This window comes from uncultured Microbacterium sp. (assembly GCF_963521695.1).
GTDB lineage: Bacteria > Actinomycetota > Actinomycetes > Actinomycetales > Microbacteriaceae > Microbacterium.
In genome coordinates, this window is record NZ_CAUQWC010000006.1 from 12,578 (window position 1) to 31,973 (window position 19,396).

Annotated in this window: 31 protein-coding genes; all 31 read right to left on the reverse strand. The window is 65.7% G+C overall.

The features are described 5' to 3' along the window. Positions 1 to 49 precede the first annotated feature (49 nt). On the reverse strand, positions 50 to 166 hold the full coding sequence (gene rpmJ, locus RWP81_RS00950) for a 50S ribosomal protein L36 (RefSeq protein WP_005050492.1): 117 nt from the start codon (positions 164 to 166) through the stop codon (positions 50 to 52). Positions 167 to 227: 61 nt separating this feature from the next. Next, positions 228 to 449 (reverse strand): translation initiation factor IF-1, encoded by a 222-nt coding sequence (gene infA / locus RWP81_RS00955; protein ID WP_013583992.1) that lies wholly within the window; start codon positions 447 to 449, stop codon positions 228 to 230. Positions 450 to 590: 141 nt separating this feature from the next. Then, a complete protein-coding gene (locus RWP81_RS00960) occupies positions 591 to 1,289 on the reverse strand; it encodes a thioredoxin domain-containing protein (RefSeq protein WP_314451389.1) in 699 nt (232 codons plus the stop codon). 5 nt (positions 1,290 to 1,294) lie between these two features. After that, the gene (gene map, locus RWP81_RS00965) at positions 1,295 to 2,134 is read right to left on the reverse strand and encodes a type I methionyl aminopeptidase (RefSeq protein ID WP_314451391.1); all 840 of its coding nucleotides are present in this window, start codon (positions 2,132 to 2,134) and stop codon (positions 1,295 to 1,297) included. 1 nt (position 2,135) lies between these two features. Next, entirely contained in the window at positions 2,136 to 2,732 is a 597-nt protein-coding gene (locus tag RWP81_RS00970; RefSeq protein ID WP_314451393.1) for an adenylate kinase, read from the reverse strand. Next, positions 2,729 to 4,051: a preprotein translocase subunit SecY gene (secY, locus tag RWP81_RS00975; protein ID WP_055959315.1), complete on the reverse strand. Its 1,323-nt coding sequence runs from the start codon at positions 4,049 to 4,051 to the stop codon at positions 2,729 to 2,731. Before secY ends, RWP81_RS00970 begins: the two co-directional genes overlap by 4 nt. Before the next feature lie 110 nt (positions 4,052 to 4,161). Beyond that, positions 4,162 to 4,692, reverse strand: coding sequence for a 50S ribosomal protein L15 (gene rplO, locus RWP81_RS00980; RefSeq protein ID WP_314451396.1), 531 nt, complete (start codon positions 4,690 to 4,692; stop codon positions 4,162 to 4,164). Then, the gene (rpmD, locus tag RWP81_RS00985) at positions 4,692 to 4,877 is read right to left on the reverse strand and encodes a 50S ribosomal protein L30 (RefSeq protein WP_013583998.1); all 186 of its coding nucleotides are present in this window, start codon (positions 4,875 to 4,877) and stop codon (positions 4,692 to 4,694) included. The genes rplO and rpmD overlap by 1 nt, the downstream gene beginning before the upstream one ends. Further along, positions 4,877 to 5,557: a 30S ribosomal protein S5 gene (gene rpsE, locus RWP81_RS00990; protein ID WP_399540517.1), complete on the reverse strand. Its 681-nt coding sequence runs from the start codon at positions 5,555 to 5,557 to the stop codon at positions 4,877 to 4,879. The genes rpmD and rpsE overlap by 1 nt, the downstream gene beginning before the upstream one ends. Continuing rightward, positions 5,554 to 5,913 carry a 50S ribosomal protein L18 gene (rplR, locus tag RWP81_RS00995; RefSeq protein ID WP_043361012.1) on the reverse strand — a complete coding sequence of 120 codons (360 nt, stop codon included), beginning with the start codon at positions 5,911 to 5,913 and terminating at the stop codon, positions 5,554 to 5,556. The genes rpsE and rplR overlap by 4 nt, the downstream gene beginning before the upstream one ends. A 2-nt stretch (positions 5,914 to 5,915) precedes the next feature. Continuing rightward, a complete protein-coding gene (rplF, locus tag RWP81_RS01000) occupies positions 5,916 to 6,452 on the reverse strand; it encodes a 50S ribosomal protein L6 (RefSeq protein WP_285138056.1) in 537 nt (178 codons plus the stop codon). A gap of 6 nt (positions 6,453 to 6,458) precedes the next feature. Continuing rightward, complete coding sequence (gene rpsH / locus RWP81_RS01005) at positions 6,459 to 6,857, reverse strand: 30S ribosomal protein S8 (RefSeq protein WP_055959322.1); 399 nt, start codon at positions 6,855 to 6,857, stop codon at positions 6,459 to 6,461. Between the two features lie 92 nt (positions 6,858 to 6,949). Beyond that, positions 6,950 to 7,570, reverse strand: coding sequence for a 50S ribosomal protein L5 (rplE, locus tag RWP81_RS01010; RefSeq protein ID WP_235561318.1), 621 nt, complete (start codon positions 7,568 to 7,570; stop codon positions 6,950 to 6,952). Positions 7,571 to 7,572: 2 nt separating this feature from the next. Next, the gene (rplX, locus tag RWP81_RS01015) at positions 7,573 to 7,932 is read right to left on the reverse strand and encodes a 50S ribosomal protein L24 (protein ID WP_013584004.1); all 360 of its coding nucleotides are present in this window, start codon (positions 7,930 to 7,932) and stop codon (positions 7,573 to 7,575) included. 2 nt (positions 7,933 to 7,934) lie between these two features. Then, the gene (gene rplN / locus RWP81_RS01020) at positions 7,935 to 8,303 is read right to left on the reverse strand and encodes a 50S ribosomal protein L14 (protein WP_055959324.1); all 369 of its coding nucleotides are present in this window, start codon (positions 8,301 to 8,303) and stop codon (positions 7,935 to 7,937) included. A 35-nt stretch (positions 8,304 to 8,338) separates the two neighbouring features. After that, positions 8,339 to 8,665: a 30S ribosomal protein S17 gene (gene rpsQ / locus RWP81_RS01025; protein WP_055959326.1), complete on the reverse strand. Its 327-nt coding sequence runs from the start codon at positions 8,663 to 8,665 to the stop codon at positions 8,339 to 8,341. After that, positions 8,665 to 8,979, reverse strand: a complete 315-nt coding sequence (gene rpmC / locus RWP81_RS01030; protein WP_055959327.1) for a 50S ribosomal protein L29 — start codon at positions 8,977 to 8,979, stop codon at positions 8,665 to 8,667. The genes rpsQ and rpmC overlap by 1 nt, the downstream gene beginning before the upstream one ends. Beyond that, positions 8,979 to 9,398 carry a 50S ribosomal protein L16 gene (gene rplP / locus RWP81_RS01035; RefSeq protein ID WP_055833705.1) on the reverse strand — a complete coding sequence of 140 codons (420 nt, stop codon included), beginning with the start codon at positions 9,396 to 9,398 and terminating at the stop codon, positions 8,979 to 8,981. Before rplP ends, rpmC begins: the two co-directional genes overlap by 1 nt. Next, positions 9,398 to 10,156, reverse strand: coding sequence for a 30S ribosomal protein S3 (gene rpsC, locus RWP81_RS01040; RefSeq protein ID WP_055959329.1), 759 nt, complete (start codon positions 10,154 to 10,156; stop codon positions 9,398 to 9,400). The genes rplP and rpsC overlap by 1 nt, the downstream gene beginning before the upstream one ends. Next, positions 10,156 to 10,554, reverse strand: coding sequence for a 50S ribosomal protein L22 (rplV, locus tag RWP81_RS01045; RefSeq protein WP_183418534.1), 399 nt, complete (start codon positions 10,552 to 10,554; stop codon positions 10,156 to 10,158). Before rplV ends, rpsC begins: the two co-directional genes overlap by 1 nt. A 22-nt stretch (positions 10,555 to 10,576) precedes the next feature. Further along, positions 10,577 to 10,858 (reverse strand): 30S ribosomal protein S19, encoded by a 282-nt coding sequence (rpsS, locus tag RWP81_RS01050; RefSeq protein WP_013584011.1) that lies wholly within the window; start codon positions 10,856 to 10,858, stop codon positions 10,577 to 10,579. 12 nt (positions 10,859 to 10,870) lie between these two features. Continuing rightward, positions 10,871 to 11,710 (reverse strand): 50S ribosomal protein L2, encoded by an 840-nt coding sequence (gene rplB, locus RWP81_RS01055; protein ID WP_314451413.1) that lies wholly within the window; start codon positions 11,708 to 11,710, stop codon positions 10,871 to 10,873. 24 nt (positions 11,711 to 11,734) lie between these two features. Further along, positions 11,735 to 12,034 carry a 50S ribosomal protein L23 gene (gene rplW, locus RWP81_RS01060; RefSeq protein WP_055959332.1) on the reverse strand — a complete coding sequence of 100 codons (300 nt, stop codon included), beginning with the start codon at positions 12,032 to 12,034 and terminating at the stop codon, positions 11,735 to 11,737. Continuing rightward, positions 12,031 to 12,693 (reverse strand): 50S ribosomal protein L4, encoded by a 663-nt coding sequence (rplD, locus tag RWP81_RS01065; protein WP_243222814.1) that lies wholly within the window; start codon positions 12,691 to 12,693, stop codon positions 12,031 to 12,033. The genes rplW and rplD overlap by 4 nt, the downstream gene beginning before the upstream one ends. A gap of 2 nt (positions 12,694 to 12,695) precedes the next feature. Then, positions 12,696 to 13,355: a 50S ribosomal protein L3 gene (rplC, locus tag RWP81_RS01070; RefSeq protein WP_055959336.1), complete on the reverse strand. Its 660-nt coding sequence runs from the start codon at positions 13,353 to 13,355 to the stop codon at positions 12,696 to 12,698. 8 nt (positions 13,356 to 13,363) lie between these two features. Then, positions 13,364 to 13,672, reverse strand: coding sequence for a 30S ribosomal protein S10 (gene rpsJ / locus RWP81_RS01075; RefSeq protein WP_013584016.1), 309 nt, complete (start codon positions 13,670 to 13,672; stop codon positions 13,364 to 13,366). 435 nt (positions 13,673 to 14,107) lie between these two features. Further along, positions 14,108 to 14,326 (reverse strand): hypothetical protein, encoded by a 219-nt coding sequence (locus tag RWP81_RS01080; protein WP_314451419.1) that lies wholly within the window; start codon positions 14,324 to 14,326, stop codon positions 14,108 to 14,110. Between the two features lie 158 nt (positions 14,327 to 14,484). After that, on the reverse strand, positions 14,485 to 15,678 hold the full coding sequence (gene tuf / locus RWP81_RS01085; RefSeq protein ID WP_055959340.1) for an elongation factor Tu: 1,194 nt from the start codon (positions 15,676 to 15,678) through the stop codon (positions 14,485 to 14,487). Positions 15,679 to 15,838: 160 nt separating this feature from the next. Next, positions 15,839 to 17,953, reverse strand: coding sequence for an elongation factor G (gene fusA, locus RWP81_RS01090; protein WP_055959341.1), 2,115 nt, complete (start codon positions 17,951 to 17,953; stop codon positions 15,839 to 15,841). 92 nt (positions 17,954 to 18,045) lie between these two features. Further along, a complete protein-coding gene (rpsG, locus tag RWP81_RS01095) occupies positions 18,046 to 18,516 on the reverse strand; it encodes a 30S ribosomal protein S7 (RefSeq protein ID WP_055833595.1) in 471 nt (156 codons plus the stop codon). Positions 18,517 to 18,521: 5 nt separating this feature from the next. Next, entirely contained in the window at positions 18,522 to 18,890 is a 369-nt protein-coding gene (gene rpsL / locus RWP81_RS01100) for a 30S ribosomal protein S12 (protein ID WP_013584051.1), read from the reverse strand. Positions 18,891 to 19,396: the final 506 nt, after the last annotated feature.

Below are 19,396 nucleotides of genomic sequence, written 5' to 3' on the forward strand. Positions count from 1 at the left end.
GATCCTGCCGGTGTGTATTCAGTTGGAAAGGGGTCGAACGGCGAAGAGCTCAGCCCTGGCGCTGCTTGTGGCGCGGGTTGCTCTTGCAGATCACCATCACGCGCCCGTGGCGACGGATCACCTTGCAGTGGTCGCAGATGGGCTTGACGGAGGGGTTGACCTTCATGATGTTCCTGTTTCGCTGTCTTCGAACGCGCGAGGTGCGGCTCGTTACTTCTCGGCCGGACTCAGCGGTAGCGGTAGACGATACGACCGCGGGTGAGGTCGTACGGGCTCAGTTCGACGACGACCCGGTCCTCCGGGATGATGCGGATGTAGTTCTGCCGCATCTTGCCCGAAATGGTGGCGAGCACCTTGTGACCGTTGGTCAGTTCGACACGGAACATCGCGTTGGGCAGTGCTTCGGACACCGTGCCCTCGATCTCGATGACACCGTCTTTCTTCGCCATAAACTCGCTCACGCTCAGTTGCAGACCGGCCGGTCTGCGGTGGATGGGGATTTGGTGCTTCGACACGCCAAGAAAGGCGCAACGCACCAAAGATCAAGCATACGTGGTATTGCCCACTCCGGCAACTCGCCGGGAGTGTCGTCAGCCGTTGAGGCGGTCGACGATGTCCTTCTGCGGGTCGCCCGTCAGGTCCGTCTGGTTCGCCAGGACTGTTCCGTCCACGGCGATCGTCGGCGTGGCGATACCGCCGCTCCCGGGCTGCACGGGGGTGTTCTGGGTCATCGCCGTCACGAACCTCGTGTACGTCCCGTCGGAGATGCACGACGTGGCGGCATCCGACGCGCCCACCGAGGTGGCGACGGACGCAAGGGTCGCGTCGTCCAGACCGGCCGTGTTCTCCGACGGCTGCTGCGCGTAAAGGGCCTTCACGAACGCGGGAACGTTCGCGGGGTCGTCGACGGCGACGCAATAGGCGGCGGAGGCGGAACGCGTGGAGTACTCGGTGCCCTGCGAGGCGCGGTCGAGGATCGAGATCGGGTGGATGTTCAACGTGATCTCGCCGCTGGCCACGAGCTGATCGAGCGTGGGCCCGTAGGCCTGCTCGAACTGGTTGCAGACCGGGCACATGAAGTCGATGTACGTGTCGACGGTCTTCTCTCCGGAACCGACCGCGATCGCACCCGTCTCGGTGTCGACCGCCGACGACTCCGGGAGCGTACCGGGCGAAGTCGCCTGGCTGTTGGCAAACCATACGACGCCCGCCACGATCAGGACGACCACGAGCGCCGCCGCCGTCACTCCGATCGCGAACCAGTTGGTGGACTTTCGCACAGCAGCCATCATCATCAATCGATCTCCTTCGGCACCACGCCGAACGGCGCCAGCTTCTCGGCGCCCCCGTCGTGAGCGGTCAGCACCCAGATGCCCCCATCATGCACGGCGACGCTATGTTCCCAGTGGGAGCCGGCCGTCCCGTCGAGGGTCGACACCGTCCAGCCGTCGTCTTCCACGAAGGTCTCCTGGTCGCCGATGACGACCATGGGCTCGATGGCCACGGCCAGCCCCGGACGCACCTCCGCCCCGCGATCGGGCACCGCGTAGTTGAAGATGCTCGGCGACTCGTGCATCTTGCGACCGATGCCGTGACCGACGTAGTCGCGCAGGATGCCGTACCCCCCATCGGGGGCATGAGCCTCGATGTACTGCTCGATCGCGGTTCCGACCTCGCCGAGGTGCGACGCGCGGCTCAGCGCGGCGATACCCGCCCACAACGATCCCTCGGTGACCTCGGAGAGACGTCGACGCGGCGCCACGATGTCGTCGGGAGCGTCGCCCGGCACGATGACGGTGAACGCCGAGTCGCCGTTCCATCCACGCAGCTCCGCACCCGCGTCGATCGAGAGGATGTCGCCCGCCCGCAGAGGGCGATCGTTCGGGATGCCGTGCACCACCTGCTCGTTGACCGAGGCGCAGATCGTGTGCCGGTAGCCCCGCACCATCTGGAAATTCGACACGGCGCCGCGCGAGGTGATGAGCGCGGACGCCGCGGCGTCGAGCTCGAGCGTGGTGACCCCCGGAGCGACCAGCGCACGAACCGCATCCAAAGCGTCGGCGGTGATGAGGCCGGGCTCGATCATCGAGCGGAGTTGGGCCGGCTTCTTGTAGACGGAGGAACGAAGACCCACGTCACGCAGCCGGTGACGCGTGGAGACCACGCGCTTCGAGGGCCGAGAAGATGCGGGCGGTCACCTCGTCGAGACTGCCGACGCCGTCGATCTCGTCGACCACCCCGCGCGTGCCGTACACGTCGAGGATGGGCGCCGTCTCGCGCTCGTAGATGCCCAGACGTGTGGCGATGGCCTCTTCGGTGTCGTCGGCGCGCCCCTGCTCGGACGCACGGGCGGTGAGCCGTGACAGCGACTCCTCGCGGGGTACGACGAGTGCGATGACCGCGTCGAGCGATTCGTCGCGTCCCTCGAGGAACTCGTCGAGGTGCATCACCTGGGCGAGGTTGCGCGGGTAGCCGTCGAGGAGGAAGCCCTCTGCCGCGTCGGCCTGCGACAGTCGGTCGCGGACGACCGCGCTGGTCAGTTCGTCGGGAACGAGGCTCCCGCCGTCGATGATCGCCTTGACCTGCTGGCCCAGCTCCGTGCCCTGGGCGACGTTGGCCCGGAACACGTCCCCGGTGGAGACCACCGGGATCCCGAGTGCCTCTGCGATGCGGACGCCCTGGGTTCCCTTGCCCGACCCCTGCGGGCCCACGATCAGAAGACGCGCGCTCATCGAAGCAGCCCCTCGTAGTGACGCTGCTGAAGCTGCGCATCGATCTGCTTCACGGTCTCGAGACCGACACCGACGATGATCAGGATCGAAGCGCCGCCGAACGGGAAGTTCTGGTTGGCCCCCACCGTCGCGAGTGCCACCAGCGGCAGCAACGCGATGAGACCGAGATAGATCGAGCCGGGCAGCGTGATGCGCGTCAGGACGTAGTCGAGGTACTCGGCGGTCGGACGCCCCGCGCGGATGCCGGGGATGAACCCGCCGTACTTCTTCATGTTGTCGGCGACGTCGACCGGGTTGAACGTGATGGCGACGTAGAAGTAGGCGAACCCGATGATGAGGAGGAAGTAGATCAGCATGTACAGCGGGTGATCACCACGCGTGAGGTACTGCGAGATCCACGTCACCCACGGCGACGGCTCCTGGCCCGGCTGCGGCTGGTTGAACTGTGCGATGAGGGCGGGGATGTACAGGAGCGACGAGGCGAAGATCACGGGCACGACGCCGGCCATGTTGACCTTGATCGGGATGTAGGTGTTCGTGCCGCCGTAGGTACGACGGCCGACCATGCGCTTTGCGTACTGGACCGGGATACGCCGCTGCGATTGCTCGACGAACACCACGAGGGCGACGATGACGATGCTGACGGCCAGGACGAGCAGGAAGACCTCGACGCCGCGGGCGTTCAGGATCGACAGCATGGCGCCGGGGAAGGTCGCGGCGATCGAGGTGAAGATGAGGATGGACATACCGTTGCCCACGCCGCGTTCGGTGACGAGTTCGGCGAACCACATGACCAGGCCGGTACCGGCGGTCATCGTGATGATCATGAGCAGCTGTGCCCACCAGATGTCATTGGTCAGCAGCTGCTGGCACTCGGGCACCCCGGCCGAGCCGAAGAGCTGGCCCGAGCGGGCGACGGTGACCAGAGTGGTCGACTGCAGCAGCGCCAGCGCGATCGTGAGATACCGCGTGTACTGCGTGAGCTTCGCCTGACCCGCCTGACCCTCTTTGTAGAGCGTCTCGAAGTGCGGGATGACCACGCGCAGCAGCTGCACGATGATCGTCGCCGTGATGTACGGCATGACCCCGAGAGCGAAGATCGACAGCTGCAGCAGAGCGCCGCCCGAGAAGAGGTTCACCAGAGACAGCAGTCCCTCGGTACCACCCGACTGGTTCAGACACTGCTGAACGTTGGGGAAGTCGACGAAGGGCGTCGGCACGTGGGCACCCAGCCGGTAAATGGCGATGATGCCCAGCGTGAAGGCGATCTTCCGCCTCAGGTCGGGCGTGCGGAAAACCCGCGCGATGGCGCTGAACAAGGGAGATTCCTCCAGAACGATCTCGGAGCGCGGCAGTGCGCACTCCCAATCAGACTAATGCAGAAGGGGCCGACGGCCGTAAGGCCGCCGGCCCCTTCCGGGTCGGGTCGTCAGTTGACGGTACCGCCGGCGGCGACGATCTTCTGCTCGGCGGAGCCGGAGACCTTGTCGACGGAGACGGTCAGTGCGACCGAGATGTCGCCGGTGCCGAGCACCTTGACCTTCTCGTTCTTGCGCACAGCACCCTTGGCCACGAGGCCGGCGACGGTCACGTCGCCGCCCTGCGGGTAGAGCTCGCCGAGCTTGTCCAGGTTCACGACCTGGTACTCGACGCGGAACGGGTTCTTGAAGCCGCGCAGCTTCGGGGTGCGCATGTGCAGCGGCATCTGCCCACCCTCGAAGCCGACCTTGACCTGGTAACGGGCCTTGGTTCCCTTGGTACCGCGACCGGACGTCTTACCCTTCGAGCCCTCACCGCGACCCACACGGGTCTTGGCGGTGCGGGCGCCCGGGACGGGACGCAGGTGGTGGACCTTCAGCACGCCGGGGCGCGCCGCGGGGGCTTCCTTCTTACCGGCCTTGGCGGCCGGTGCCTTCTTGGAGGCGTCGACCGTTGCGGTCTCGTCCTTCTTGGCAGCCATTAGTCGATCTCCTCAACCTTGACGAGGTGGGCGACGGTCTTGACGTAGCCGCGCGTCTGCGCGTCGTCGGGACGGACGACCGAGTCGCCGATCCGCTTCAGACCGAGCGAACGCAGCGTGTCACGCTGGTTCTGCTTCTCGCTCACCTTGGACTTGATCTGCGTGACCTTCAGACGCTCGGCCATCAGGCACCTACCTTCTGAGCGGCTGCCTCGGCGCGCACGAGGCGGGCCGGGGCGACCTGGTCGAACTCCAGGCCACGGCGGGCAGCCACGGCGCGGGGCTCCTCGAGCGCCTTCAGCGCCTCGACGGTCGCGTGCACGATGTTGATCGTGTTCGACGAGCCGAGGGACTTCGACAGGACGTCGTGGATGCCGGCGCATTCGAGCACGGCGCGGACGGGACCACCGGCGATGACACCGGTACCGGCGGCGGCGGGGCGCAGGAGCACCACACCGGCTGCGGCCTCACCCTGCACGGGGTGCGGGATGGTCGAGCCCGAACGGGGAACGCGGAAGAAGTTGCGCTTGGCCTCTTCGACACCCTTCGAGATGGCGAGGGGCACTTCGCGCGCCTTGCCGTAGCCGACACCGACCACGCCGTTACCGTCACCGACGACGACGAGTGCGGTGAAGCTGAAGCGACGACCACCCTTGACGACCTTCGAGACGCGGTTGATGGTCACGACGCGCTCGAGGAACTGGCTCTCGTTGCGGTCGCGCGAACCACGGTCACGCTGGTTGGTGTTGCGCTCGCGACCACCGCGACGCGGCTCGCGCTCACGCTCGGCGGGGGCCTGAGCGGCAGCCGCACCGTCAGCCGGGGCAGTCTGCTCGGTCACTTCGGTCTCCTTGTTGTCACTCACAGGTTCAGCCCTCCTTCGCGAGCTCCGTCGGCGATCGCGGCGACGCGGCCGGCGTAGCGGTTTCCGCCACGGTCGAACACGACGTCGGAGACGCCCACGGCCTTGGCACGCTCGGCGACGAGCTCGCCGACCTTGCGGGCCTTGGCGGTCTTGTCACCGTCGAAGCCGCGCAGGTCGGTCTCGAGGGTGGAAGCGGAGGCCACGGTGTGGCCCTTGCTGTCGTCCACGACCTGGACGAACACGTGGCGCGCGGAGCGCGTCACGACGAGACGGGGACGCAGCTCGGTGCCGACGACCTTCTTGCGAAGACGCGCGTGGCGACGAGCACGAGCGACGGACTTTGTCTTGACAGCCATGGTCACTTACCACTCTTTCCGGCCTTGCGGCGGACGACCTCGCCCGCGTACCGCACACCCTTGCCCTTGTAGGGCTCGGGCTTGCGGATCTTGCGGATGTTGGCTGCGGCCTCGCCGACGGCCTGCTTGTCGATGCCGCTCACGGTGACCTTGTTGTTGCCTTCGACCGTGAGGGTGATACCCGCGGGCGGGTCGATGAGGACGGGGTGCGAGAAGCCGAGGGCGAACTCGATCGCGCTGCCCTTCTGGGCGACGCGGTAACCCGTGCCGACGACCTCGAGGCCCTTGGTGTAGCCCTGGGTGACACCGATGATGTTGTTGTTGATGAGCGTGCGGGTCAGGCCGTGGAGCGACCGCGACTCGCGCTCGTCGTCGGGGCGGGTGACGAGAACCTGGTTCTCCTCGACCGACACCTCGAGGGGCTGTGCGATGGTGAGCTCGAGCTCACCCTTGGGGCCCTTGACGGAGACCTCCCGGCCGTTCACCGAAACGGTGACGCCGGCGGGGATGTCGATGGGAAGACGTCCAATACGCGACATGTCAGATCACCACACGTAGGCGAGGACTTCCCCGCCGACGCCCTTCTGCTCGGCCTGACGGTCGGTGAGGAGACCGGAGGAGGTGGACAGGATGGCCACGCCGAGCCCGCCGAGGACCGTGGGGACCTCGGTCGACTTCGCGTACACGCGGAGGCCGGGCTTGGAGACGCGCTTGATGCCGGCGATCGACCGCTCGCGGTTCGGGCCGTACTTCAGCGTCATGTTGAGGGTGTGGCCGACACGGGCGTCTTCGACGTTCCAGTCGGCGATGTAACCCTCCTGCTTGAGGATGGCGGCGATGTTGGTCTTGAGCTTCGAGCTCGGCATCGACACGGAGTCGTGGTGCGCCGAGTTCGCGTTGCGCAGACGGGTCAGCATGTCTGCGACCGGGTCTGTCATCGTCATGTGTTGCTTCTTTCTTTCATGAGGTTTCGGCTGCCGTTACACGACAGTCGACCTTCGATGAGGGGCCCCCGGGTGTCCGGGGGCCCATGGTGTCAGGCCTGAGCGTCGGCCGACTGGAACGGGAAGCCGAGCTGGCGCAGCAGCGAACGGCCCTCGTCGTCGGTCTTGGCGGTGGTGACGATGGTGATGTCGAAACCACGCACGCGGTCGATGCGGTCCTGGTCGATCTCGTGGAACACGGACTGCTCCTGGAGACCGAAGGTGTAGTTGCCGTTGCCGTCGAACTGCTTGGCCGACAGACCGCGGAAGTCGCGGATGCGGGGCAGGGCGAGGTTGACGAGGCGGTCCACGAACTCCCATGCGCGGTCACCACGGAGGGTGACGTGCGCACCGATGGCCTGACCCTCGCGCAGCTTGAACTGCGCGATGGACTTGCGGGCCTTCGTGACGATCGGCTTCTGACCGGTGATCTTGGTGAGGTCGTCGACCGCACCATCGATCACCTTGCTGTCACGAGCAGCCTCGCCGACGCCGGTGTTGACGACGACCTTGACCAGGCCGGGCGTCTGCATGACGTTCGCGTAACCGAACTCCTCCTGCAGGGCCTTCTTGATCTCGTTGTTGTACTTCTGCTTCAGGCGGGGCTGGCCGGCGCCCTTCGAGGGCTGCCCTTCGGACGAAGTGCCAGTTACCGCGGCAGTGTCGGTGCTCATACTCAGAGGTCCTTGCCGCTCTTCTTCGCGAAGCGCACGCGGACGGTGCGCTTGACGCCGTCCTTCACCTGCTCCTCGACCCGGCGGCCGACACGGGTCGGCTTCTTGGTCGAGGGGTCGACGATCGCGACGTTGGAAATGTGGATCGGGGCCTCGAACGTCTCGATGCCACCGGTCTTGGTTCCGCGCTGGGACTGGCCCACGCGGTTGTGCTTGGTGACGTAGTTCACGCCCTCGACGATGACGCGGTTCTGCTCGGTGAGGACCTCGAGGACCTTACCCTGCTTGCCGCGGTCGCCGCCACGCTCGGGCTTCGCGCCCGAGATGACCTGAACCAGGTCGCCCTTTTTGATTTTCGCCATGATCAGATGACCTCCGGGGCGAGCGAGACGATCTTCATAAACTTCTTGTCGCGAAGCTCACGACCGACCGGTCCGAAGATGCGGGTGCCGCGGGGCTCCCCGTCGCTCTTCAGGATGACGGCGGCATTCTCGTCGAACTTGATGTACGAGCCGTCGGAACGACGGGTCTGCTTGACGACGCGGACGACGACGGCCTTGACCACATCGCCCTTCTTGACGTTTCCACCCGGGATCGCGTCCTTGACCGTGGCGACGATGACGTCGCCCAGGCCCGCGTACCGACGGTTGGAGCCGCCGAGCACCCGGATGGTGAGCAGCTCTTTCGCGCCGGTGTTGTCGGCGACCTTCAGCCGGGATTCGTTCTGAATCACTTTTTACTCCTTGGGTTCCAAGTAAGCCGCGAGGCTTACTTGGCCTTCTCGAGGATCTCGACCAGACGCCAGCGCTTGGTGGCGCTGAGCGGACGGGTCTCGTTGATGACGACCAGGTCGCCGATGCCCGCCGAGTTGGTCTCGTCGTGCGCCTTGACCTTCGAGGTGCGACGGATGACCTTGCCGTAGAGCGGGTGCTTCACGCGGTCCTCGACCTCGACGACGATCGTCTTGTCCATCTTGTCGCTGACGACGTAGCCGCGGCGCGCCTTGCGGTAACCGCGGGCGTCCTCGTCACGGACATCGTTCTCGGCGTGCTCGTGGCCGGCGACCTGCGCCTCGGCCTTCTTCGCGGTAGCCATTACTCCGCCTCTTCCTTCGCGGCGTCGTCGACGGCATCCGTCTTCTTCGCCTTGCTCTTCTTCGCCTTCGTCGTCGCCTCGACCGGGGCCGGGGTGGCGCGGATGCCGAGCTCGCGCTCACGGATCACCGTGTACAGACGCGCGATGTCGCGCTTGACTGCACGGATGCGACCGTGGCTCTCGAGCTGGCCGGTAGCCGACTGGAAGCGCAGGTTGAACAGCTCTTCCTTGGCCTTGCGCAGCTCCTCGACGAGGCGCTGGTCTTCGAACGTGTCGAGCTCGCTCGGAGCGAGCTGCTTGGTGCCGATCGCCATTACGCGTCGCCCTCCTCGCGCTTGATGATGCGTGCCTTCAGGGGCAGCTTGTGAATGGCTCGGGTCAGTGCTTCACGAGCGAGCTGCTCGTCGACACCCGCGACCTCGAAGAGGACGCGGCCCGGCTTGACGTTCGCGACCCACCACTCGGGCGAACCCTTACCGGAACCCATGCGGGTTTCAGCCGGCTTCTTGGTGAGGGGACGGTCGGGGTAGATGTTGATCCACACCTTTCCACCACGCTTGATGTGACGCGTCATGGCGATACGAGCGGACTCGATCTGACGGTTGGTCACGTAAGCGGGGGTCAGCGCCTGGATCCCGTACTCCCCGAACGACACCTGAGTGCCACCGGTGGCCTGGCCGGAACGGCCGGGGTGGTGCTGCTTGCGGTACTTGACCTTGCGGGGGATGAGCATTACGCCGACGCTCCTTCTGCCACGGGGGCCTCGTTGCGCGGGCCACGACGACGGTCGCCACCGCGGTCGTCACGACCGCGGGACTTGGGCGCGTTGGCCTGCTCGCGGGCGAGCTCCTTGTTGGTGAGGTCGCCCTTGTAGATCCACACCTTCACGCCGATACGGCCGAAGGTGGTCTTGGCCTCGTAGAAGCCGTAGTCGATGTTCGCGCGCAGGGTGTGCAGCGGCACACGGCCTTCGCGGTAGAACTCCGAGCGGCTCATCTCGGCGCCGCCGAGGCGACCCGACACCTGGATGCGGACGCCCTTGGCGCCGGCACGCTGCGCGCCCTGCAGACCCTTGCGCATCGCGCGACGGAACGCCACGCGTGCGGAGAGCTGCTCGGCGACACCCTGAGCGACCAGCTGAGCATCGGCCTCGGGGTTCTTGACCTCGAGGATGTTCAGCTGGATCTGCTTGCCGCTGAGCTTCTCGAGGTCGGCGCGGATGCGCTCGGCCTCGGCGCCGCGGCGACCGATCACGATACCCGGGCGGGCGGTGTGAATGTCGACGCGGACGCGGTCACGCGTGCGCTCGATCTCGATGTTGCTGACACCGGCGCGGTCGAGCGAGGTGGTCAGCAGGCGACGGATCTTGATGTCCTCGGCGAGGTAGTCGGCGTAACGCTGACCGGGCTTCGTCGAGTCCGAGAACCACCGCGACACGTGGTCGGTGGTGATGCCGAGGCGGAAGCCGTACGGGTTGACCTTCTGTCCCATTACTTGCTCGCCTTCTTGTTGGCGCGGGCCGGGGTCGCCTCAGCGGTCTCCGGCGTCGCGAGCACGACCGTGATGTGGCTCGTGCGCTTCTTGATCTGGAAGGCGCGACCCTGTGCGCGGGGGCGGAAACGCTTGAGCGTCGTGCCCTCGTCGACGTACGCGTTCTTCACGTACAGGTCGGCGTCATCCAGGTATTCGTTCGTCTTGTCGGCGGTGACGCGAGCGTTCGCGATGGCCGAGGCGACGAGCTTGTAGATCGGCTCGCTCGCGCCCTGCGGCGCGAACTTCAGGATGGCGAGGGCCTCTTCGGCCTGCTTGCCCTTGATGAGCGCGACGACGCGACGAGCCTTCTGAGGGGTCACGCGGATGTGTCGCACACGTGCGATGGACTCCACCATTTCTCTCTCCTCCTCGGTCGCCTTAACGGCGACGGCCCTTCTTGTCGTCCTTCACGTGGCCGCGGAAGGTGCGGGTGGGCGAGAACTCGCCCAGCTTGTGGCCGACCATGGTCTCAGTCACGAACACGGGGATGTGCTTGCGACCGTCGTGCACGGCGATGGTGTGTCCCAGCATGGCGGGGATGATCATCGAACGGCGCGACCAGGTCTTGATGACGTTCTTCGAACCGGCTTCGTTCTGCGAGACGACCTTGCGAAGCAGGTGCTCGTCGACGAAGGGGCCCTTCTTAAGGCTGCGAGGCATCTTCCTCTACTCCTACTTGCGCTTCTTGCCGGCGGTGCGACGGCGGACGATGAGCTTGTCGCTCTCCTTGTTCGCGTGGCGGGTGCGGCCTTCGGCCTTACCCCACGGCGAAACAGGGTGACGACCACCGGAGGTCTTACCCTCACCACCACCGTGCGGGTGGTCGACCGGGTTCATGACGACACCGCGGACGGTCGGGCGCACGCCCTTCCAGCGCATGCGGCCGGCCTTGCCCCAGTTGATGTTCGACTGCTCGGCGTTGCCGACCTCGCCGATCGTGGCGCGGCAGCGCACGTCGACGTTGCGGATCTCGCCGGAGGGCAGACGCAGCTGCGCGTAGGGGCCGTCCTTGGCGACCAGACGCACGGATGCGCCGGCCGAACGGGCCATCTTCGCGCCGCCACCGGGACGCAGCTCGATCGCGTGGATGACGGTACCGGTGGGGATGTTGCGCAGCGGCAGGTTGTTACCGGGCTTGATGTCAGCGCCGGCACCCGACTCGACGACGTCGCCCTGCGACAGCTTGGCGGGAGCGAGGATGTAGCGCTTCTCGCCGTCCGCGTAGTGCAGCAGCGCGATGCGCGCGGTGCGGTTGGGGTCGTACTCGATGTGAGCGACCTTGGCGTCGATGCCGTCCTTGTCGTTACGACGGAAGTCGATCAGACGGTACTGACGCTTGTGACCGCCACCGATGTGGCGCGTGGTGATGCGGCCCTGGTTGTTGCGGCCACCGGTCTTCGACAGCGGGCGCAGCAGCGACTTCTCGGGCGTCGATCGGGTGATCTCGGCGAAGTCGGCCACCGACGAGCCGCGGCGACCGGGGGTCGTGGGCTTGTACTTGCGAATAGCCATTGTTCTTGTCCTCTATCCCGACCGTCAGCCGACAGACGTGAAGATGTCGATGGTGCCCGACTTCAGCGAGACGATGGCGCGCTTGGTGTCCTTGCGCTTGCCGATGCCGAAGCGGGTGCGACGGGCCTTGCCCACGCGGTTGATCGTGTTGACCGAGGCCACCTTGACGCTGAAGATCTTCTCGATCGCGAGCTTGATCTCGGTCTTCGAGGCGCGGGGGTCCACCAGGAAGGTGTACTTGCCCTCGTCGATGAGCGAGTAGCTCTTCTCGGAGACGACCGGCTTCAGGATGATGTCGCGCGGGTCCTTGTTGACGGTGGTCATGCCGAGACCTCCTCGGTGGCCGCAGCCTTCGACGCGACGAACGTGTCGTAGGCGGCCTTGGTGAAGACGATGTCGTCGGAGACGATCACGTCGTAGGTGTTCAGCTGGCCGACGGTCAGCACGTGGACGTACGCGAGGTTGCGCACGCTCTTGATCGTCAGCTCGTCGTCGCGGTCGATGACCACGAGGACGTTCTTGACGGCACCGAGAGCCTTGAGCGCGGCGGCAGCGGCCTTGGTCGAGGGAGCACCCTCGATGGCGAAGCTGTCGACGATGTGCAGACGCTGCCCACGAGCACGATCGCTCAGCGCGCCCAGGAGCGCGGCGGCGATCATCTTCTTGGGGGTGCGCTGGCTGTAGTCGCGGGGCTTGGGCCCGTGGACGATGCCACCACCGGTCATGTGCGGCGCGCGGATCGAGCCCTGACGGGCGTTACCGGTGCCCTTCTGCTTGAAGGGCTTGCGGCCGGCACCCGAGACCTCGCCACGACGCTTGGTCGAGTGCGTGCCCTGGCGAGCCGCGGCGCGCTGCGCCACGACGACCTGGTGGATGAGGGGGATGTTCGTCTTGACGTCGAAGAGCGCGGCGGGCAGCTCGACCGAGCCAGCCTTGTTGCCGTCGGCCTTCACGACGTCGAGCGCGAGAGTCGAGTCAGCCATGTTCAGGCACCCTTCACTGCGTTGCGGACGTAGACGATGCGGCCACGAGCACCGGGGACGGCGCCCTTGACGAGCATGAGTCCCTTCTCGGCGTCGACGGCGTGCACCGTGAGGTTGAGGACGGTCACGCGCTCGCCACCCATACGGCCGGCCATGCGCATGCCCTTGAAGACACGGCTCGGAGTCGACGAGGCGCCGATCGAACCGGGCTTGCGGTGGTTACGGTGCGAACCGTGCGAAGCGGAGACGCCCTTGAAGTTGTGACGCTTCATGACACCGGCGGTTCCCTTGCCCTTGCTGGTGCCGACGACGTCGACCAGCTGACCGGCTTCGAAGAGGCCGTCGACGGTGAGCTCCTGGCCCAGCGCGTAGTCGGCGGCATCCGCGGTGCGGACCTCGGTGAGGTGGCGGCGCGGGGTGACACCGGCGGCGTCGAAGTGAGCCGTCAGGGGCTTGTTCACCTTGCGGGGGTCGATCTGGCCGTAGCCGATCTGAACGGCGTTGTAGCCGTCCTTCTCGAGCGAGCGCAGCTGGGTCACGACGTTCGGCGCGACCTCGATGACGGTGACGGGAACGAGCTTGCCGTTCTCGTCCCACACCTGGGTCATGCCGAGCTTGGTGCCGAGGAGGCCCTTGGAGATCTTGGAGTTGATGTCAGCCATGTCGAACCTCAGAGCTTGATCTCGATGTTGACATCGGCCGGGAGGTCGAGGCGCATCAGCGAGTCGACGGCCTTGGGCGTCGGGTCGATGATGTCGATGAGGCGCTTGTGGGTGCGCATCTCGAAGTGCTCGCGGCTGTCCTTGTACTTGTGGGGCGACCGGATGACGCACACGACGTTCTTCTCGGTCGGAAGGGGAACCGGGCCCACCACGGTGGCGCCGGCACGGGTCACGGTGTCGACGATCTTGCGCGCCGACGAGTCCAGCCCGGCGTGGTCGTACGACTTCAGGCGAATGCGGATCTTCTGTCCCGCCATTGTCTGCTCTCTCTCTTTCTCGCGTCTTACCCGACCTGGGGCATTGGACGCACGGTGGTGCTGACGCACCCTGGCACTTCCCCTCGCTCACGCGAGAGATGCTGCACCGCTGTTCAGCTGTCAAACCGGACGCCTTGGCATCCGGCCCGCCCCTCGCACGCACGCGTGTGAATCCCGTTGGGGATGAGGGGGTTCGGTGTGTGTTCTGCTGCCCGCGGCCCAGGACCCTGCGCTCACGCGCCGCCTGTGCACTGCCGAGACAGTGATCCTGGCGCGCGCCGAGCGCACGCCGGAATGTGGAACTGGACTAGTCTACGGACCCGCCGGGCGTGTCGCAAACCCGGGCGTGTCGCGTGCGGCGTTTCCCCAGAATCCGGAGCCGCCAACGCCGACGGCGCCGCTCCCGTTCGGGAACAGCGCCGTCGTCGATCGGGCTCAGGCGTTGCCGATGTTCTTGTCGACGTTGGCCCGCACCTCGTCGACCTTGGCGTGCTGTTCGGCCGGCACGATCTTCTTGATCGCGTCCGCCGCACCGTCGAGCACCTTGTCGCTGACCTCTTCGGCCTTCTCGCTCTTGAGCGCTTCTTCGATCTTGTCACGGTTGTCGTCGAGGAGCTTCTTGCCCTTCGCGATGATGTCGTCCACGCCGCTCATTACGTCTCCCTCATGACCGGGTCGACGAAGGTGCCGACCTCCCGTTCATTGTGGAGTGCGCGCGACCGCAAGCGGAAGCCCCGCGGCTCCGGCGTGGTCCGGGAACGACAAAGGCCGGGCCCGAAGGCCCGGCCTGTGCCGAGTGAAGTCGCTGAGACTTACTTGACGATCTTCGTGACCGTGCCGGCGCCGACGGTGCGGCCACCCTCACGGATCGCGTAGCCGAGGCCCTCTTCCATGGCGATCGGCTGAATGAGCTCGACCGACATTTCAGTGGTGTCACCGGGCATGACCATCTCGGTGCCCTCGGGCAGCGTGATGACGCCGGTCACGTCGGTGGTGCGGAAGTAGAACTGCGGGCGGTAGTTCGTGAAGAACGGGTTGTGGCGGCCGCCCTCTTCCTTGGACAGGATGTACGCCGTGCCCTCGAAGTTGGTGTGCGGGGTGACCGAACCGGGCTTCACGACGACCTGGCCGCGCTCGACGTCGTCACGCTTGGTGCCGCGGAGGAGCAGACCACAGTTCTCGCCGGCCCAGGCCTCGTCGAGCTGCTTGTGGAACATCTCGATACCCGTGACCGTGGTCTTCTGCGTCGGGCGGATGCCGACGATCTCGACCTCGGAGTTGATGCCGAGAGTACCGCGCTCGGCGCGGCCCGTGACGACCGTGCCACGGCCGGTGATGGTGAAGACGTCCTCGATGGGCATGAGGAACGGCTTGTCCTTGTCACGCACCGGATCGGGGATCGACTCGTCGACGGCTTCCATGAGCTCGACGATGGCGTTGACCCACTGCTCGTCGCCCTCGAGAGCCTTGAGGCCCGAGACGCGGACGACGGGGGCGTTGTCGCCGTCGAAGTCCTGCGACGAGAGCAGCTCGCGGACCTCGAGCTCGACGAGCTCGAGGATCTCCTCGTCGTCGACCATGTCGCTCTTGTTCAGCGCGACGAGCAGGTAGGGCACGCCGACCTGCTTGGCGAGCAGAACGTGCTCACGGGTCTGAGCCATCGGGCCGTCGGTGGCGGCGACCACGAGGATCGCGCCGTCCATCTGAGCGGCACCGGTGATCATGTTCTTGATGTAGTCGGCGTGGCCGGGCGCGTCGACGTGAGCGTAGTGACGCTTGGGGGTCTCGTACTCGACGTGCGAGATGTTGATCGTGATACCACGCTGACGCTCTTCGGGCGCCGAGTCGATCGACGCGAAGTCACGCTGAACGTTGGTGGCCGACGGGAACTTGTCGGCGAGCACCTTCGAGATGGCAGCGGTGAGCGTGGTCTTGCCGTGGTCGACGTGACCGATCGTTCCGATGTTCACGTGCGGCTTGGTCCGCTCGAACTTGGCCTTAGCCACTGGGTCCTCCTCAGGACGTTGGTTGCGAGGTCTCGGGCACTGGATTGCGACCGGTTCTTCGCGGGGATGGTTCTCAGATTACTAGAGAGTCGGTATTCAGTTTGAGTGGATGCCGGGAACTGCGGGGGAACCCGGGTTCCCGGCATCCATGAGAGCGGTGTTACTCGCCCTTGTTCTTCTGGACGATCTCGTCGGCCACGGCGCGAGGAACCTCGGCGTAGCTGTCGAACTCCATCGAGTACACGGCACGGCCCGAGGTCTTCGAGCGCAGGTCGCCGATGTAGCCGAACATCTCGGACAGCGGGACGAGTGCCCGCACGACCTTGACACCCTGGGCGTCTTCCATCGACTGGATCTGCCCACGACGCGAGTTCAGGTCGCCGATGACGTCGCCCATGTACTCCTCGGGAGTACGCACCTCGACCGACATGAGCGGCTCGAGGATGACCGGGTTCGCCTTGCGGATCGCTTCCTTGAAGCCCATGGAGCCTGCGATCTTGAACGCCATCTCCGAGGAGTCGACGTCGTGCGATGCGCCGTCCAGGAGGATCGCCTTGACGCCCACCATGGGGTAGCCGGCGAGCACGCCGACGTTCATGGCGTCCTGGAAGCCCTGGTCGGTGGGCGAGATGTACTCGCGGGGGATACGACCACCGCTGACCTTGTTCTCAAACTCGTAGATCTTGTCGGCCGTGACCTCGAGGGGCTCGAGCGCGAACTGGATCTTGGCGAACTGACCCGAACCACCGGTCTGCTTCTTGTGCGTGTAGTCGTGACGCTCGACGGTCTTCTTGATCGTCTCGCGGTACGCGACCTGCGGCTTGCCGACGTTGGCCTCGACCTTGAACTCGCGCTTCATGCGGTCCACGAGGATGTCGAGGTGCAGCTCGCCCATGCCCTTGATGACGGTCTGGCCCGTGTCGTTGTTCTGCTCGACGCGGAACGTCGGGTCTTCCTCGGCCAGCTTCTGGATCGCCAGACCCAGCTTCTCCTGGTCGGCCTTGGTCTTGGGCTCGATCGCGACCTCGATGACGGGCTCGGGGAACGTCATCGACTCGAGGACGACCTGGTTCTGCGCGTCGCAGAGGGTGTCGCCGGTCGTGGTGTCCTTCAGGCCGATGACCGCGTAGATGTGGCCGGCCGTGACCGAGGGAACCGGGTTCTCCTTGTTGGCGTACATCTGGAAGATCTTCCCGATGCGCTCCTTCTTGGACTTCGTCGAGTTGACGATCTGCGCGCCCGAGTCGAGGTGACCGGAGTACACGCGGATGTAGGTCAGACGACCGAAGAAGGGGTGCGTGACGATCTTGAAGGCCAGCGCGGTGAAGGGCTCCTCACGATCGGCGTGCCGCTCGATGATCGTCTCTTCGTTCTTCGGGTCGTGCGCCTCGATGGCCGGCACGTCGAGGGGCGACGGCAGGTAGTCGATGACGGCGTCCAGCATGGGCTGCACACCGCGGTTCTTGAACGCCGAGCCGCAGAGCACGGGGTAGATGTCGGAGTTGACCGTCAGCTTGCGGATGGCGGCCTTGATCTCGGCGACGGTCAGCTCTTCGCCGCCGAAGTGCTTCTCGAGAAGCTCCTCGTCGGTTTCGGCGACCGTCTCGAGGAGCTCTTCGCGGTACTTCGCGACGACGTCGGCCATGTCGGCCGGGATCTCCTGGATGTCGTACTTGGCACCCATGGTCACATCGCCCTTGGCGTCACCCGCCCAGACCAGCGCGCGCATCTCGACGAGGTCGACGACACCGATGAAGTCGTTCTCGACGCCGATGGGCAGCTGGATGACGAGCGGCTTCGCCTTGAGCTTGTTGATGATCGTGTCGACCGTGAAGTAGAAGTCCGCGCCGAGCTTGTCCATCTTGTTGACGAAGCAGATGCGGGGGACGTTGTACTTGTCGGCCTGACGCCAGACGGTCTCGGACTGGGGCTCGACGCCCTCCTTGCCGTCGAAGACGGCCACAGCGCCATCGAGCACACGCAGGGAGCGCTCCACCTCGACGGTGAAGTCGACGTGCCCGGGGGTGTCGATGATGTTGATCTGGTTCTTGTCCCAGAAGCACGTGACAGCAGCGGAGGTGATCGTGATGCCACGCTCCTGCTCCTGCTCCATCCAGTCGGTCGTCGAGGCGCCGTCGTGCGTCTCGCCGATCTTGTGGTTGGTTCCCGTGTAGTACAGGATGCGCTCGGTCGTCGTCGTCTTGCCGGCATCGATGTGCGCCATGATGCCGATGTTGCGGACCTTGGTGAGGTCGGTGAGCACGTCTTGTGCCACGGGATGTCCTTACGTGTGGTGGCGGATGTCGTGGGAACTTCGACGGGCTCGCGGGCCGGGTCGGCCGCCCGAGCCCGTCGAAGTGGGAGCTGTTACCAGCGGTAGTGCGCGAAGGCGCGGTTCGACTCGGCCATCTTGTGGGTGTCTTCACGGCGCTTGACCGCGGCACCGAGGCCGTTCGAGGCGTCGAGGATCTCGTTCTGCAGACGCTCAGTCATCGTCTTCTCACGACGACCCTTGGCGTAGCTCACGAGCCAGCGCAGCGCCAGGGTGTTCGCGCGGTGCGGCTTGACTTCGACGGGCACCTGGTAGGTCGAGCCACCGACGCGGCGGCTCTTGACCTCGAGGGTGGGACGGACGTTGTCGAGCGCCTTCTTCAGCGTGGCGACGGCGTCCTGGCTGTTCTTCGCCTCGACACCCTTGAGGGCGGTGTAGACGATCGACTCTGCGATCGACTTCTTACCGTCGACGAGGATCTTGTTGACCAGCTGGCTGACGATCGGAGCACCGTAGACCGGGTCGTTGACGACCGGGCGCTTGGTGACGGGACCTTTACGAGGCATCTGAGTCAGCCCTTCTTCGCGCCGTAGCGGCTACGAGCCTGCTTACGGTTCTTGACAGCCTGGGTGTCGAGTGCACCGCGGACGATCTTGTAACGGACACCGGGGAGGTCCTTGACGCGACCGCCGCGGACGAGCACGAGCGAGTGCTCCTGCAGGTTGTGGCCCTCGCCGGGGATGTAGGCGGTGACCTCGGTGCCGTTGCGCAGCTTCACACGAGCGACCTTGCGCATCGCCGAGTTCGGCTTCTTGGGGGTCGTCGTGTACACGCGGGTGCACACGCCGGCCTGCTGGGGGTTCGACTTCAGCGCGGGAGCCTTGGTCTTCGAGACCTTCGGCGAGCGGCCCTTGCGAACCAACTGCTGAATGGTTGGCACGTTCTCTCCTTGATTGGCTGGGTGGTCCCTCTCGGTCTCACCCAGGGTGCTGCACGGTGACAGCGTCGTGTCTCCCCCGGCATGTCGCTCATCTTTCGATTCATGACGTGTCGGGCTCACGTGTGATCCACCCCGCGACAGAATGATCTGGCGCGATTCGTGGTGGATATGCCGTGGGGGCGACCTGTTCGCAGGCCGATCCCTGAGATGGTGCGAGCGTTGATCCGCGTGGCACGCCCGAGGGCATGACGCACGGCGCGCGTGAACGCACACCCGCTCAATGATACGCGTTCTCCAGGGGTGCGGCAAACATTCGCGAGAGCGATTGCACCGGGAGCTGCCGGATGCCCGCGCCCTACCCGAGAAGGAGTGCGACGCCGACCGCTGCGAGCGCGACGACGGCGACGACCGCGGCTGCGAGGACCACGAGACGTACCCGGCCCGGCGACCGCCGGGGGTGGACGAGCGCGGCGTCGCTCGACCGGACCGCACCGCCGGTGGAGGCT

Coding starts and splice junctions, on each gene's coding strand:
- rpmJ (WP_005050492.1), bottom strand. CDS start 166: ATGAAGGTCAACCCCTCCGTCAAGCCCATCTGCGACCACTGCAAGGTG.
- infA (WP_013583992.1), bottom strand. CDS start 449: ATGGCGAAGAAAGACGGTGTCATCGAGATCGAGGGCACGGTGTCCGAA.
- RWP81_RS00960 (WP_314451389.1), bottom strand. CDS start 1,289: ATGGCTGCTGTGCGAAAGTCCACCAACTGGTTCGCGATCGGAGTGACG.
- RWP81_RS00970 (WP_314451393.1), bottom strand. CDS start 2,732: ATGAGCGCGCGTCTTCTGATCGTGGGCCCGCAGGGGTCGGGCAAGGGA.
- rplO (WP_314451396.1), bottom strand. CDS start 4,692: ATGGCTGCCAAGAAGGACGAGACCGCAACGGTCGACGCCTCCAAGAAG.
- rpmD (WP_013583998.1), bottom strand. CDS start 4,877: ATGGCCGAGCGTCTGAAGGTCACGCAGATCAAGTCCAAGGTGAGCGAG.
- rplR (WP_043361012.1), bottom strand. CDS start 5,913: ATGGCTGTCAAGACAAAGTCCGTCGCTCGTGCTCGTCGCCACGCGCGT.
- rplF (WP_285138056.1), bottom strand. CDS start 6,452: ATGTCGCGTATTGGACGTCTTCCCATCGACATCCCCGCCGGCGTCACC.
- rpsH (WP_055959322.1), bottom strand. CDS start 6,857: ATGACGATGACAGACCCGGTCGCAGACATGCTGACCCGTCTGCGCAAC.
- rplE (WP_235561318.1), bottom strand. CDS start 7,570: ATGAGCACCGACACTGCCGCGGTAACTGGCACTTCGTCCGAAGGGCAG.
- rplX (WP_013584004.1), bottom strand. CDS start 7,932: ATGGCGAAAATCAAAAAGGGCGACCTGGTTCAGGTCATCTCGGGCGCG.
- rpsQ (WP_055959326.1), bottom strand. CDS start 8,665: ATGGCTACCGCGAAGAAGGCCGAGGCGCAGGTCGCCGGCCACGAGCAC.
- rpmC (WP_055959327.1), bottom strand. CDS start 8,979: ATGGCGATCGGCACCAAGCAGCTCGCTCCGAGCGAGCTCGACACGTTC.
- rplP (WP_055833705.1), bottom strand. CDS start 9,398: ATGCTCATCCCCCGCAAGGTCAAGTACCGCAAGCAGCACCACCCCGGC.
- rpsC (WP_055959329.1), bottom strand. CDS start 10,156: ATGGGACAGAAGGTCAACCCGTACGGCTTCCGCCTCGGCATCACCACC.
- rplV (WP_183418534.1), bottom strand. CDS start 10,554: ATGGTGGAGTCCATCGCACGTGTGCGACACATCCGCGTGACCCCTCAG.
- rpsS (WP_013584011.1), bottom strand. CDS start 10,858: ATGCCTCGCAGCCTTAAGAAGGGCCCCTTCGTCGACGAGCACCTGCTT.
- rplB (WP_314451413.1), bottom strand. CDS start 11,710: ATGGCTATTCGCAAGTACAAGCCCACGACCCCCGGTCGCCGCGGCTCG.
- rplW (WP_055959332.1), bottom strand. CDS start 12,034: ATGACCACCGTCAACAAGGACCCGCGCGACATCATCCTGAAGCCGGTC.
- rplD (WP_243222814.1), bottom strand. CDS start 12,693: ATGGCTGACTCGACTCTCGCGCTCGACGTCGTGAAGGCCGACGGCAAC.
- rplC (WP_055959336.1), bottom strand. CDS start 13,355: ATGGCTGACATCAACTCCAAGATCTCCAAGGGCCTCCTCGGCACCAAG.
- rpsJ (WP_013584016.1), bottom strand. CDS start 13,672: ATGGCGGGACAGAAGATCCGCATTCGCCTGAAGTCGTACGACCACGCC.
- RWP81_RS01080 (WP_314451419.1), bottom strand. CDS start 14,326: ATGAGCGGCGTGGACGACATCATCGCGAAGGGCAAGAAGCTCCTCGAC.
- rpsG (WP_055833595.1), bottom strand. CDS start 18,516: ATGCCTCGTAAAGGTCCCGTCACCAAGCGCCCGGTCGTCAACGACCCG.